Raw genomic sequence first — 12,898 nt, 5'->3', positions numbered from 1 at the left:
TCCGAAGCAGGTAAGAACGTTTTAGAGTGTCCCGGGTCAATGAGTTCGTGTAGAAAAGGAAGAGAATAACAATAATGTTGATGCACCCGCTCAAGGAGAAGTAACCCATGTCAGATCGCGTGTTGGCAGCTATCGATAGTTCTCAGTTTTCAGAAGGTGTGTGTGATTACGCAGTATGGGCTGCCAAAGCACTCAATGCGCCGCTTAGTTTTATTCATACTGTGGATAACCACGCCCAGGTAGCCGAGCCGGATTTAACCGGTAATCTAGGCTTGGGTACCCGAGAACACTTGCTGGAAAAGCTGTCCGACATTGAGGAGCAGCATGCAAAAGTCTCCCGTGAACGTGGCCGCCTGTTACTCGACGCTGCCAAGGAGCGCGCGGCCAACGCTGGTATTGCCGCCCCCCAGTGCTTGCAGCGCAATGGCACCCTGGTGGAAACCCTGGTCGAGCACGAAAAAGACGTAAGGCTTTTGGTGGTGGGCAAACGAGGTGAGACGGCGCACCAGGCCAGCGGTCATTTAGGCTCCAACCTTGAGCGCGTGGTGAGGGAAGTGCACCGGCCAATTCTTATGGTGCCGAAACAGTTTACTCACCCGCACAATGTGATGATGGCGTTCGACGGTAGTAACACTGCGCGTAAAGGCGTTGAAATGCTGGCCAAAAGCCCGCTGTTTGAGGGCGCCACTTGCCACGTGGTGATTGTGGGTGCGGAAACCGCTGAAAACCGCTCGCAGCTGAACTGGGCACTGGAAGCCCTTCGGGAAGCCGGGCACACCGCCGAAGGGGCGATACGCGCGGGCGAGGTGGAAGAGACGCTGCGTACCTATAAGCAAGAGAAGAATATCGACATGCTGGTGATGGGGGCCTACGGCCACTCGCGGATTCGTCACCTGCTGGTCGGCAGCACGACCACCACGATGTTGCGTAAAGCTCAGTTGCCGGTGCTGATTCTGCGCTGATAGTGAATGCCGCCATTTCACCCCATGCTTAGCGACACGACGCCACTAAGCATGGGTACGTTATACCGTTCGTTAGAGTGCCAGTGCAGAAGCTTGGGATTGAGTTTCTTGACCGGTTTGCTTAGCCGTGAGATTGATACCCGACAGCAGCGCCTTGAGCGATGCACTTACGGTATCGCTATCCTCGGCCACCGCGCAGAGCCGCTGGCCATCGATATTGAGCTGCACAAAGGCGATGGCATTGGCTTCACTGCTGGCGCCCAGGGAGTGCTCGCTGTAATCGATAATTCCCACACTGCTGCCGGAGTGGCGCTGCCAGGCATCGGTAAATGCAGACATCGCGCCGTTGCCCTTGCCAGAGAGGCGCAGGGTTTCATCACCCTGTTGCAGCGTGACCTCAATGCCCTCCTGCTGGCCTTTGGAGAGTTGGTAATCCACTAGGGATAGCGGTGCTTCCTGGGTGAAGTTGTCGAACATCACCTGACGAATCATTTCGCTGGAGAGTTCGCTAGCGCGCCGTTCGCTCTCTTGCTGAACAAAGGGCGCCAAGGCCAGCATCATCCAGCGTGGCAGGTTAATGCCGTAATCCCGCTCCAGCAGAAAGGCCATGCCGCCTTTGCCGGACTGGCTATTGACGCGAATCACCGCCTGGTAATCGCGGCCAATGTCGTGGGGATCGATAGGCAGATAAGCGACTTGCCACGGCTCGTCGGGCTGTTGGTGCTTGAGGGATTTACGAATCGCGTCCTGATGGCTGCCCGAGAAAGCGGTATAGACCATCTCGCCCACCCAGGGGTGGCGTGGGTGCATGGCGATACCGGTGCACTCGTTGACCACTTGAATAATTTCATCCGGGTTGGAGAGATCCAACTGCGGATCGATGCCCTGGCTGTAAAGGTTCATGGCCAGGGTGACGATATCCATATTGCCGGTACGCTCGCCGTTGCCCAGCAGGGTGCCTTCCACCCGCTCGGCGCCGGCCAACAGGGCGAGCTCCGCAGAGGCTACCGCACCACCGCGGTCATTATGGGTATGCACCGAGATAATCACGCTGTCGCGGCGGCTGATGTGCTGGCAAAAGTACTCAATCTGGTCGGCGTGATGGTGCGGCCCGGCCACTTCCACCGTGGTGGGCAGGTTGAGAATGCATTTATTCTCCGGCGTTGGTTGCCACACATCCATCACCGCTTCGCAGATCTCCAGCGAGAAATCGATCTCGGTGCTGGAAAAACTTTCCGGGGTGTACTCGAAACACCACTCAATCTCGGGGTATTGGTCGGCGTAGGTTTTGACCCAAGTGGCCCCTTGTACCGCGATATCGACAATCCCGGCACGATCCATCTCAAACACCCGCTCGCGCTGAATGGTGGAGGTGGAGTTATAGAGGTGAACAATGGCGCGCTTGGCACCGACCAGCGAGGCAAAGGTCTTTTCAATAAGGTGTTCACGGCACTGCACCAGTACTGCAATGGTGACATCCTCGGGAATCTGATCCTCTTCGATCAGCCAGCGCACGAAGTCGTAGTCGGGCTGGCTGGCAGAAGGGAAACCCACCATGACTTCTTTAATGCCCACTTTAACGATCTGCTGCCAGAAGCGCTGCTTCTGCTCAACGGTCATCGGCTCAAGCAGCGCCTGGTTGCCGTCGCGTAGATCTTCGCTCACCCAGATAGGGGCGTGATCCAGATCACGATCCGGCCATTGGCGATTGAAGGCAGGCACGCGGGGCGCAGGGCGATATTTGCGATGATCGAAAGCAGACATAGTGAACTTCCTGAAGTAGAGGTCTTCCTGAAAATAACCATTTTATGGATAGCGGCTGCTTGTGGCGGCCGTGCTGAGTGATTCGCTGCTTTTGGCAACTCGTATAGTGTAAAGGGTTTGCAGCGCTAGGTTCTTGCGAAGATAGGGAATGTTAGATAATAATTGGCAGGAAGTTTCTTTAATATTTTATTTTTTGGCAGGAGCTGCCTTTTATGTCGGTATCGCCACTGGTGTTGGATCGTTTTGATCGCCATATTCTGGATATTGTCCAGCAGGAGGGACGTATCAGTAACCAGGAGTTAGCCGATCGCATTGGGCTTTCGCCTTCGCCCTGTTTGCGCCGGGTGCGGGCTCTGGAAGAGCACGGCCTAATAGTGCGCTACCGCGCAGAGGTCGATTCCCGCCAACTGGGCTATCAATTAATGGCGCTGCTGCATATCTCCATGGATCAGCATACGCCGGAGCGCTTCGATAATTTTGAGCGCCATATTCGTGAGATACCCAACGTCATCGAGTGCCTGATCATTACCGGACAGGCGGCGGATTTTCAGCTCAAAATCCTGGTACGCGATATGGACGACTACCAGCACCTGCTGCTGCATGTGATTAACCGCATCGAGGGGGTGACTGGAGCACATACCAGCTTTGTGCTCCGGCGGGTGTTTGAGCATCGCCCGGTGCCAACTGATCGGCTTTGATAAAGAAGGCATGGTCAAGGGTAAGCCAGGCGGTTTAGACTGCTTTTTCTCAACCTATTAGGAGTTTGCACTATGGCCATCCAACGTCACGATACAAAAGCTCGCATGAGCCGAGCGGTGATTCATCAGGGTGTGGCCTATCTGTGCGGCCAAGTGGCTGGCCCGGAGGCTCGCGAGGGCGATATCAACGCCCAAACGGAAAGCATGCTGGCGCGGGTGGATGCGCTACTGAAAGAGATTGGTTCAAGCCGTGAGCAGTTGTTAAGCGCAACGATTTACCTGAAAGAGGGTGGTGACTTTGCCGCCATGAACGAGGTGTGGGATGCCTGGGTACCCGCAGGCTACGCACCGGCGCGCACCTGTGTCTGTGCGCCCATGCCCGCCGATGAACTCAAAGTGGAAATTACTGTTACTGCCGCGGTGAGCCACTAACGGCTGATCCTTTAGCGCTTAAAAGTTTATGGCCATATCTCTAGGGGACGAGGGCAGGTTGAAGCGAGGGTCTTTTGCCAGGGCCGGAAAATGTTCCCAACAATTCCGGCATTCCCGCCATCCATGGCGGTCAGATGGCAAAAGTAGCGCCCAGGGATGGGTTCACAGCGCCCACGCGGAAACCTGCCCTCGTCACCTTACCAATTAGCTATCCAAACATGTTCACTTCCCAGGCTTTTCCACCGGAAAGCGGGTATCGCGCAGGCTGTCTTTGATTTTCTTGAGGTGGGGTAAGAAGTCTTCACCGCGCCTCAAGGTCACCCCGGTAGCCAGCGCATCAATCAGCGTTAACTGAATGACCCGCGAGGTCATCGGCATGTAGTGGTCGGTGTCTTCGGGGGTGGCGACGTCCAGGGTGGCGGTGCACTCGTTGGCTACCGGCGAGTTGGGCGCGGTGATACCGAGTACCACTGCTCCGGCTTCCCGTGCAAGACGGGCGATATCCACCAACTCACGGGTGCGCCCGGTGTAGGAGATGATCACTACCACATCCCCGGTGTGGCAAGCGGCGGCGACCATGCGCTGCATCAGCACATCAATGTAGGCCATCACCGGCAGGTTGAAGCGGAAGAACTTGTGCTGGGCATCCTGAGCCACCGCGCCGGAGGCGCCCAAGCCAAAAATGTGGATCTGCTTGGCCTGGGTGAGGTAGTCGACCATGCGCTCGACGGCGCTCATATCGATTTCGCGCTGGGCTTGATCGAGGGCGGCGATGGTGGCGCCAAAAATTTTGTGGGTGTACTGGGTGGCAGTGTCACCGGGCTCCACTGCGCGGGTCACGTAGGGTGTACCACCGGCTAAGCTCTGGGCCAGTTTGATTTTGAAATCAGGGTAGCCTTTGGCGCCAAAGTTGCGGCAGAAACGATTAACCGTAGGTTCGCTGACGCTTGCCGCCTGAGCCAGGCTAGCAATGCTGAGGCTGGTGGCGATCGTTGGGTCTTCAAGAATTACATTGGCGACTTTACGCTCTGAGCGGTTGAGTTCTTCTAAACGTTCGCGTAAGCGGTCAAGTAAGTCATGAGCCATTAACGGTCTCCGTATGGGGGGTGGAACAAAGTGGCTTCCATTCGCTGCACCAGGCCAAAAATGCTTCGGCAGACAGCGGACGAGCATAGAAGTAGCCTTGCGCGGCTTCACAGCCGATAGAGCTTAAGTAAGCCGCCTGGGCTGAGTTTTCGATGCCTTCTGCCACTACATCGCAGCCCACACTATGAGCAAGCTGAGTAATGGTATGCGCCAGTTGACGGTCAATCGCGCTGGTTTCCAAGTCCATCACAAAGGCACGATCTATCTTAAGCGTCGAGAAGGGCAACGTTTTAATATACGCCAACGACGATTGGCCGGTGCCAAAATCGTCAATGGCCACGGCGATATTCATTTCAGCCAATTGGGCAAGCTGCTGACGAGCGTGATTCATATCGCTTACCAGCCCCGATTCGGTCACTTCCAGGGCTAGGAAGCGCTCGGGAATTTGCCACTGTTCAAGGCGAGCAAGTAGCTGTTGGGCAAAGTCTTTGCGGCTTAACTGACGAGCGGCCACATTCACCGCAATATGAAAATCGTCATTGAGCAGCCCTTGTGCCCGCCAGGTGCTGATATAGCGCATGGCTTCATCCAGCACCCAGTCGCCTATGCAGAGAATATCACCGCTGGCCTCTGCCAGCGGAATAAATTCACCTGGAGAGATGAGGCCGAACTCCGGGTGCTGCCAACGTAGCAGCGCTTCCGCGCCGAGAATCTTGTGGTCAGCCAGCGATAGTTTGGGTTGAAAGGCGAGCGACATCTCGCCACGCGCGGTGGCGCCGCGGATCGCCTGCTGAATATGCAGCCGATGCCGCTGCTTGGTCTCAAGCGCCGGTGTGTAGTACTGAACCTTGAGCGACTCCAGAGGTGGCAGTGCTAAAGCCGCCATATGTACCAAGCGTTCTGTGTCAAAGTCGCTTGCTTCGGCACTAATGCCGATACGGGCACTGAGGGGAAGCAGAAACTCCTCCAGCACCTGATCATGGTCGAAACACTCGAGCAGTTGCTCGGCCAGGTGCAGCAGTTGGGTGGGGTTTGCCGTAGGGGTAATGACCAGCAGCTCGCTCCCTCCCCATATCCCGAGCAGGCAGTCAGCGTCGAGCTGTTGGCGTAGCCGTTGGCTAACCGAACACAGCAGTTGATCGGCAACCCGGTAGCCGTGCAGCCGCACCACATCATCGAGTTTATCAATCGCGATAAACAGTAGCCCCGTGCCGGAAGCTTTAAGGGCAGCTTTGTGCAATGCCTGGTCTAATCCACGCCGGTTAGGCAGTTGGGTAATAGGGTCGGTGCGTGACTGGCGATCTAACTCTTGGGTGCGTTTGGCGACCATCTGTTCGAGAGTGTCGGCCTGCTTATCACGCACCTGGTAGCGGTGTTCAATGTTTAAGGTATTGCGTATGCGTTGCAATACTTCATCTTGCTTGAATGGTTTAGTGATGAAATCGCGTACGCCCATACTCAGGGCCCGATGGCGGGTCACGTCATCAATTTGCGCCGTCAGCACGATAATCGGCGGCATCTGCTCGGCAAAATGTGCACTGAGCTCTTCAATCACTGCGTAGCCGTCTAGGTGCGGCATACGGATATCCAGCAGCAGTAGATCCGGCAACTGCTGCTGGCAGTGGCGAAGCACCTCACGGGGGTCATTGATCCCGTGGATGTTTTCAAACCCATACTCGTCAAGAAGATCAAACATGAGCTCGATGTTAACCGTGCTGTCATCCACTATTAACAGATGTTTTTCAGTAAGGCTCATGGTTCCTTCCCTGACGCAGTCTGAATGAACTGGGCAATGGTGGCTTCTAGTTTATCAAGTTCAAGCGGTTTGGTGAGGTAGCCGTTAAAGCCTGCTTCCAAACCGCGCTTGATGTCGCCCGGCAGAGCGTTGGCCGATAGGGCCACCACCGGCAAGGCTTGCAGCTGTGGGTCGCGGCGCATCGCTTCCAATGTCTGGTAGCCGTTCATGCCCGGCAGGTGGACATCCATGAGTACCAGGGCAGGCGAGCAGTGGCGCATTATTTCCAGGCCGATTTCGGCGCTGGGCGCAATCTGCAGCGTTATCCCGCCCAGCTCTTCAATGATGTCTTCCATCAGCCGCTGATTGGCAGGGTTATCCTCGATATAGAGCAGCGTACAAGCATTGCTGGGCTGAGCATGAACCGGGTGAGTCGCAGGAGTCGCGTCGGCGGTAGCGTCTGCGTTAGCAGTGGGTAAGGTAAACCAAAAGGTCGCGCCCTGGCCGGGCTGACTGTCTACGCCGATCTCGCCGTTCATACGCTCGACCAGCTCGCGGGTAATCGCCAGGCCAATACCGGAGCCTTCGATGCTGCCACCTTCTGCATCAAGGCGATTAAAGGGTTCGAATAGCTCGTGCTGTCGTTCAGGGGCAATGCCGGGGCCGGTGTCGGTCACGCTGATGCGCACATGGTCAACCAAGTGGGCCACGGCTATATCGATTGAGCCGTTGGTGCTGTTGTACTTGATTGCATTGGAGAGCAGGTTCAAAAGTATTTGTTTGGTGCGCGTGTAGTCGGCGTTGACCTGCCAACGATCATTGGGCGATGTATAGCGAAAATGGATGCCTGCTGCCTCGGCGCTGGGTTCCAGTGTGGAGCAGGCATCGTTAAATACGTTGGCGAGAATAATCGGCTCGATGGAGAGCGTCATATGACCCGCTTCGATCTTGGCCAAATCCAGCACTTCGTTAATCAAGCTAAGCAGATGCTGGCCACTCCGCTCAATTTGGGAGACCTGGCGATGCTGTTTGTCGCCCAGCGGTTCGCGGCGGCTATTGGCCAGTATTTGGGCAAACCCGATAATCGCATTGAGCGGCGTGCGGAGTTCGTGGCTCATCGACGACAGGAATTCGCTTTTCGCCCGGCTAGCGGTTTCCGCCTGGTCTCGGGCGGCGGCCAGATCGCGCATGACCTGTTCGCGCTCGGCCATTTGGCTGTAAAGGTTGATCAATAGCGAGCAGGTGTCGGTAAACGGCTGTAGCCAATCCAGCAACGCTTGGTTAAGCGGCTGTTTACTGTTGGCAATGGCGTACATACCGACTAACTGTTCGCCGCTGAAAATCGGCACGCCGAGGTAGTTATGCAGGGGCGGATGCCCGGGAGGAAAACCACCGCGTTGGGCGTGGCCATACACATCGTCGGTCATAATCACTTCACCGAACGCAAACACACGGCCCACCAGCGAGTGGGGGTTGGTGATGGTCATGTCGCCGCTACGCAACTGCTCCATCAGGTGGCGTGACTCCTCACTCCAGGAAAGATCAGTGATGGCGTGAATTTTAAGGGCATTGGTGGTGTTGGTGGGCAGCACTTCGCCAATCAGGGCGTAGTCGCTATCGGTCAGTTCGCGCAGCGCCTCCATTAGAAACACCCACAGCCGTCTGCCCGACATCAGCGCTTGGTAATCCGTAATGCCTTGGTGGAGTACTTTGAGCAGTTTCTGCTCTTTATGCATCCGTTGAGCAGTGCGGGATAGCTCCAGCTGCAGCTTGTGTTGGCGGAGTAGCTCCTCAACCTGACCCGCTAAACTGCCGAGTAGCGTTAAATCCCGCTCGCTGAACTGGCGCGGCTGTCGATCAATAATACACAGCGTACCAATGGCCATACCTTCCAGCGGCCGCAGTGGATAACCCGCGTAAAAACGGATGTGCGGCGCGTCGGTGACCAGCGGGTTGTCTGCAAAGCGCGCATCCTTCTGGGTATCTTCAATGACCAGCGGCGCATCATGGACGATGGCATGGGCACAGAATGAAACGGTTCGGTTGGTTTCACACACACCAAGCCCCCGGTGTGATTTGAACCACTGGCGCTCTTTATCAATCAGCGACACTAAAGCAATGGGCACGCCGAACAGGTCACGTGCCAATTGCGTCAAACGCTCAAAAGCCGAGTCGTGAGGCGTATCGAGTACCTCTAGGGCATGCAAAGCCGCCAGGCGCTCTGTTTCGTTATGAGGAGTGTCTGGGGCGTGCATGGCCGTTCCAAAGCTGAGAGTTAATAAAACATTCCATGAGGTCGTTAGACGAGTAGGTAACTAAATATCGGACATTAACCGACAAGCTTTAGCCAAGACCTAACAGTTTTATTAGCCAACGCCGGTAAGGTGGATACAGCATGCGGCTAGCCGAGCGTTTAGCTTGATAGAAGATGCCACGCAAATGGCTAAAACGTTCAAAGCCGTGACGACCATGGTAGGCCCCCATGCCGCTCTCGCCGACGCCACCAAAAGGTAACGAGGGCACAGCGTGATGGAGCAGAGTGGCATTAGACACCAGCGCGCCAGAGCGTGTCGTTTGCAGCAACTGCTGCTGTAAGCCCTTATCATGTGTGAAGGCATACAGCGCTAGTGGGTGGGGGCGGGCATTGACATAGCGTATTGCCGCTGACATATCGCTCACGCCAATCACCGGCAAACAGCGGCCAAAAATTTCTTCGCGCATCACCTGAAGCTCCCGGTGCGGGTCGATAACCAGCGCAGGGGCATGAGGGCCGTGATCGATGATTCTGCAGCCGTGATCATGGGCTTCTTGCAGCATAGCATCGAGCCGCTGCTGGTGGGCCGCGTTAATCGCGTGGGTGGCCGCATGATCATCGGGCCGCTGGCGTTGAATAGCTTCGCTCAACGCTTTGACCACAGCACTAATATGGCGGCTTTCAACCAGCACGTAGTCGGGAGCGATACAAGTTTGCCCGCCGTTCATACCTTTACCAAAAATAATATCCGTTGCCGCTTTATCAAAGTCCGCGTCGCCTGCCACGATGGCGGGCGACTTACCACCTAGTTCAAGTGTCACCGGGGTTAAATTTACCGCTGCTGCCTGGGCTACCTGACGGCCCACCGCCGTAGAGCCAGTGAATACCAAGTGGTCGAACGGCAGTTCGCTAAAACGACGCGCCACCTCTACACCTCCTTCCACTACCTTGAACTCTTCAAGGGTGAAGTATTGCGCTACCAGGCGTTGCAGGAGGTTGCTGGTGGCGGGGGAGTGCTCGCTGGGTTTGAGCATTACCACATTGCCTGCTGCAAACGCATCCACTATCGGCATTAGCGCCAAGCTCCAGGGGTAATTCCAGGGGGATATCACCCCGACAATACCCAGCGGCTGTGGCGCAATGCGTGCCCGGGCTGGCGTTAGTCGCCACGGCATACTGACCGACCAAGGGCGCATCCAATGCCATAGATGTAGCCTAGTGTGGCGGATAGCGTGGAGCACCGCGTTGATTTCAGCCATGCGTATTTCCACATCGCTGCGCTGGCCAAAATCCGTCTGAATCGCACGGATAATCTCAAGCTGGTGGTGCTTGGTCATACGCGCTAGACGGGCCAACCGGTCACGACGCACCGTTAGCGTCGGGTAGGGCATTTGATCGGCCGCTTGGCGCTGCGTTTGAAAGTCACCCGTTAGATCGCGCGTCATGGCCTCTCCTTATGTGCCGTTCCCGGCGTGGCGTTAACGTTAAGTACGGCAGTTCAAGCGCCGCATCTGCTTTCATTGGCTTCGTTGGCACAGCCGTTGATTTAGCTCTTTGAATTAGCTCTTTGATTTAGCCCGTTGATCTGGCCAGTGCGTATAGATGATGAGTGTAAACGGTTTCTATAAACAGTTAGTGTAAAGTGGTCTTTTAGCCTCTATCCGCTCGGGAAGGTGTTATGCAGTTACCCCCACTGTCGATCACTATTCTACCCACCATTGAGGCCATTACGGCAAGCCAGTGGGATTCACTGGTAGATGACGATCAGCCATTTTTGCGTCACGCGTTTTTACACGCCCTGGAGGCCAGTGGGTCTGTCAGCGAGGCTACGGGCTGGGAGCCGTGCCATCTAAGTGTATGGCAAGGCGAACAGTTGGTCGCGGCGCTGCCCATGTATTGCAAGCATCACTCCTACGGTGAGTATGTGTTTGATTGGGGCTGGGCGGAAGCGCTGGAGCGCGCCGGGGGCCGTTACTACCCCAAAGCCCTCAGCGCGGTGCCGTTCACGCCAGTGCCAGGGGCGCGCACGTTAATTGCCAGGCACGCCGACGCCAGGGCCGTCCGTGCACTGCTGGCCAACGCGTGGCGGGAGCAGTGCGAACGCCTTGATCTATCAAGCTGGCACCTGCTGTTTGCCAACGAGGCAGATGTCGCCGCCTGGCAGGCACAGTGCCCTGAGTTGATCAGCCGCGAAGGTGTACAGTTTCAGTGGCGGGATCGCGGCTTCGGTGACTTTGAGGGCTTTCTAGCCAGCCTGACCTCGAAACGGCGCAAAATGATCAAGCGCGAGCGGCGTTTGGTCGCCGAGCAAGGCTTACAGGTAGCGCGTTTGGAGGGCGAGGCGATCACCTCAGCGGATATGGCGCACTTCTATCGCTGCTATGCGATCACCTATCATGAACGTGGCCGCCCCCCTTATTTAAACCATGATTTTTTTGAGCGCCTGCGCCAAACCATGCCGGAGGCGCTGGTGCTGGTACAGGCATACATTGAAGGGCGCCCGGTGGCGGCAGCGCTCTATTTTTGTGGCAGCAGCACGCTCTATGGGCGCTACTGGGGAAGCGAAGTGGTCGCTGATTGCCTGCATTTTGAGGCCTGCTACTACCAGGGGATCGACTACTGTTTACAGCGTGGCTTAACGCTGTTTGATCCAGGTACTCAGGGCGAGCATAAGCTGGTACGCGGCTTTGCACCCCAGCGCGTGCGCTCGCTGCACTATATTAGTCACCCTGGGCTTGCCGCGGGTGTCGCCCAGTTTTGCCATCAAGAGGGCGAACATGTCAGCGCCTACCGTGAGGCGGCCCATCAAGCGCTGCCCTTTAAGTAGTCATTTAAGCTGCCATTTAAACGAGGCACGGCTCGCTGGTGTTGCGCCTTGATGGCATAATGCGCGCCAATCAGCGCGTCTGTTTGATACAACTGCTGTTTTAAAACGTGATTTTTACCTGCAGCTTAATCGAGCGTAAGTAAACGTTAGGCTGTAATAGATAGGTTATCGGAGAGCAGTAATGCGTAAATGGCTAGTGTTGACATTGCTTGCTGTCTTCGCGCTGCTGCAATACGAGCTGTGGTTAGGCAACGGCGGCTGGCGCGATTTACAGCACGTGGAGCAGCGGGTGGCGATGCAAGAGGCGGCCAATGTGCCCATGCGCGAACGCAATGCGCGGCTGGCGGCAGAGGTGACGGATTTAAAAACCGGTTTAGACGCGATTGAGGAGCGTGCCCGCAGCGATATGGGCATGGTGCGCACCGATGAGCAGTTTTTCTGGGTGCCGGGAGTGGCGATTGAAAATGAGCTGATCGGTATTAATGCAGGTCTGGTTGCTCCCCAGGAGTCGCCGCAGTGAGTCAAATCTGGTTAATTGTTCCTGCGGCGGGTCAAGGCCGTCGTATGGGGGCCGATAAACCCAAACAGTATTTGACCTTGGCCGATGAACAGCCGGTGCTGGCGCATACCTTAGCGCGTCTTCATCGTGCTTTTCCTAGCGCTCGTCTGGTGCTCTGCCTGGATGCCGATGACCGCTGGTTTTTACCTCACTGGGTGCCTTTTAATGACTGGCAGCGGGTGGAGGGCGGCAGCGAGCGAATGGACAGCGTATTAAATGCTCTGCACGCGATGGCGGCCAACGATGACGATGTGGTGCTAGTGCATGATGTGGCTCGTCCCTGTATTACCGTGAACGATCTTCTGGCGCTTTATCAAGCCGCGGCGACCCACTCCGCCGGCGCTCTTCTGGCGATGCCGGTAGCCGATACCATGAAACGTGCCGATGACCAGTGCCAAAGCGCGCGCACTGAACCCCGGGAGGGGTTGTGGCACGCACTAACCCCCCAGGGCTTTCGCTATGCGCTGCTGCGGCGAGCACTGGAAACCGCTCGCCAGCAGCAAACGCTGGTGACCGATGAGGCCTCGGCGGTTGAAGCCTTGGGCGAGTGCCCACAGCTGGTAACTGGGCGGCGCGACAAC

At 56.4% G+C, this 12,898-nt stretch carries 11 protein-coding genes; 6 read left to right on the top strand and 5 right to left on the bottom strand.

Annotated elements, in window-relative coordinates; translation table 11 throughout:
• The first annotated feature begins 107 nt into the window (after positions 1-107).
• Positions 108-962 carry a universal stress protein gene (locus JI62_RS03730; protein WP_088698886.1) on the top strand — a complete coding sequence of 285 codons (855 nt, stop codon included), beginning with the start codon at positions 108-110 and terminating at the stop codon, positions 960-962.
• 72 nt (positions 963-1,034) lie between these two features.
• Here JI62_RS03730 and JI62_RS03725 read toward each other — a convergent pair whose 3' ends face one another.
• Complete coding sequence (locus JI62_RS03725) at positions 1,035-2,726, bottom strand: 2-isopropylmalate synthase (protein WP_088698885.1); 1,692 nt, start codon at positions 2,724-2,726, stop codon at positions 1,035-1,037.
• A 212-nt stretch (positions 2,727-2,938) separates the two neighbouring features.
• On the opposite strand from JI62_RS03725, the gene JI62_RS03720 reads away from it, so the two are divergent.
• A complete protein-coding gene (locus JI62_RS03720) occupies positions 2,939-3,424 on the top strand; it encodes an Lrp/AsnC family transcriptional regulator (protein ID WP_088698884.1) in 486 nt (161 codons plus the stop codon).
• Between the two features lie 72 nt (positions 3,425-3,496).
• Positions 3,497-3,856, top strand: coding sequence for a RidA family protein (locus JI62_RS03715; protein WP_088698883.1), 360 nt, complete (start codon positions 3,497-3,499; stop codon positions 3,854-3,856).
• A gap of 222 nt (positions 3,857-4,078) precedes the next feature.
• Here the strand turns inward: JI62_RS03715 and JI62_RS03710 are convergent, their stop codons facing one another.
• The 4 genes from JI62_RS03710 to JI62_RS03695 all read right to left on the bottom strand — a co-directional run bounded on the left by JI62_RS03710 (position 4,079) and on the right by JI62_RS03695 (position 10,376).
• The gene (locus JI62_RS03710; protein WP_088698882.1) at positions 4,079-4,942 is read right to left on the bottom strand and encodes a MurR/RpiR family transcriptional regulator; all 864 of its coding nucleotides are present in this window, start codon (positions 4,940-4,942) and stop codon (positions 4,079-4,081) included.
• Complete coding sequence (locus tag JI62_RS03705) at positions 4,932-6,698, bottom strand: putative bifunctional diguanylate cyclase/phosphodiesterase (protein ID WP_088698881.1); 1,767 nt, start codon at positions 6,696-6,698, stop codon at positions 4,932-4,934. Before JI62_RS03705 ends, JI62_RS03710 begins: the two co-directional genes overlap by 11 nt.
• Entirely contained in the window at positions 6,695-8,932 is a 2,238-nt protein-coding gene (locus JI62_RS03700; RefSeq protein ID WP_088698880.1) for a GAF domain-containing hybrid sensor histidine kinase/response regulator, read from the bottom strand. Before JI62_RS03700 ends, JI62_RS03705 begins: the two co-directional genes overlap by 4 nt.
• A gap of 88 nt (positions 8,933-9,020) precedes the next feature.
• Complete coding sequence (locus JI62_RS03695; RefSeq protein WP_088698879.1) at positions 9,021-10,376, bottom strand: aldehyde dehydrogenase family protein; 1,356 nt, start codon at positions 10,374-10,376, stop codon at positions 9,021-9,023.
• Between the two features lie 233 nt (positions 10,377-10,609).
• On the opposite strand from JI62_RS03695, the gene JI62_RS03690 reads away from it, so the two are divergent.
• The 3 genes from JI62_RS03690 to ispD all read left to right on the top strand — a co-directional run.
• Positions 10,610-11,758, top strand: a complete 1,149-nt coding sequence (locus tag JI62_RS03690; protein WP_088698878.1) for a GNAT family N-acetyltransferase — start codon at positions 10,610-10,612, stop codon at positions 11,756-11,758.
• Between the two features lie 181 nt (positions 11,759-11,939).
• The gene (gene ftsB, locus JI62_RS03685; RefSeq protein ID WP_088698877.1) at positions 11,940-12,278 is read left to right on the top strand and encodes a cell division protein FtsB; all 339 of its coding nucleotides are present in this window, start codon (positions 11,940-11,942) and stop codon (positions 12,276-12,278) included.
• On the top strand, positions 12,275-12,898 hold a 624-nt coding region (ispD, locus tag JI62_RS03680; protein WP_088698876.1), incomplete at its 3' end, for a 2-C-methyl-D-erythritol 4-phosphate cytidylyltransferase. The genes ftsB and ispD, both read left to right, overlap by 4 nt.

It is taken from the genome of Halomonas campaniensis, assembly GCF_002211105.1.
Lineage (GTDB): Bacteria > Pseudomonadota > Gammaproteobacteria > Pseudomonadales > Halomonadaceae > Vreelandella > Vreelandella campaniensis_A.
This window is presented reverse-complemented; position numbering and strand designations above follow the sequence as displayed.

Bases quoted from the DNA above. Each gene is read 5' to 3' on its own strand.
- JI62_RS03730 (WP_088698886.1), top strand. From the start codon at position 108: ATGTCAGATCGCGTGTTGGCAGCTATCGATAGTTCTCAGTTTTCAGAA.
- JI62_RS03725 (WP_088698885.1), bottom strand. From the start codon at position 2,726: ATGTCTGCTTTCGATCATCGCAAATATCGCCCTGCGCCCCGCGTGCCT.
- JI62_RS03720 (WP_088698884.1), top strand. From the start codon at position 2,939: ATGTCGGTATCGCCACTGGTGTTGGATCGTTTTGATCGCCATATTCTG.
- JI62_RS03715 (WP_088698883.1), top strand. From the start codon at position 3,497: ATGGCCATCCAACGTCACGATACAAAAGCTCGCATGAGCCGAGCGGTG.
- JI62_RS03710 (WP_088698882.1), bottom strand. From the start codon at position 4,942: ATGGCTCATGACTTACTTGACCGCTTACGCGAACGTTTAGAAGAACTC.
- JI62_RS03705 (WP_088698881.1), bottom strand. From the start codon at position 6,698: ATGAGCCTTACTGAAAAACATCTGTTAATAGTGGATGACAGCACGGTT.
- JI62_RS03700 (WP_088698880.1), bottom strand. From the start codon at position 8,932: ATGCACGCCCCAGACACTCCTCATAACGAAACAGAGCGCCTGGCGGCT.
- JI62_RS03695 (WP_088698879.1), bottom strand. From the start codon at position 10,376: ATGACGCGCGATCTAACGGGTGACTTTCAAACGCAGCGCCAAGCGGCC.
- JI62_RS03690 (WP_088698878.1), top strand. From the start codon at position 10,610: ATGCAGTTACCCCCACTGTCGATCACTATTCTACCCACCATTGAGGCC.
- ftsB (WP_088698877.1), top strand. From the start codon at position 11,940: ATGCGTAAATGGCTAGTGTTGACATTGCTTGCTGTCTTCGCGCTGCTG.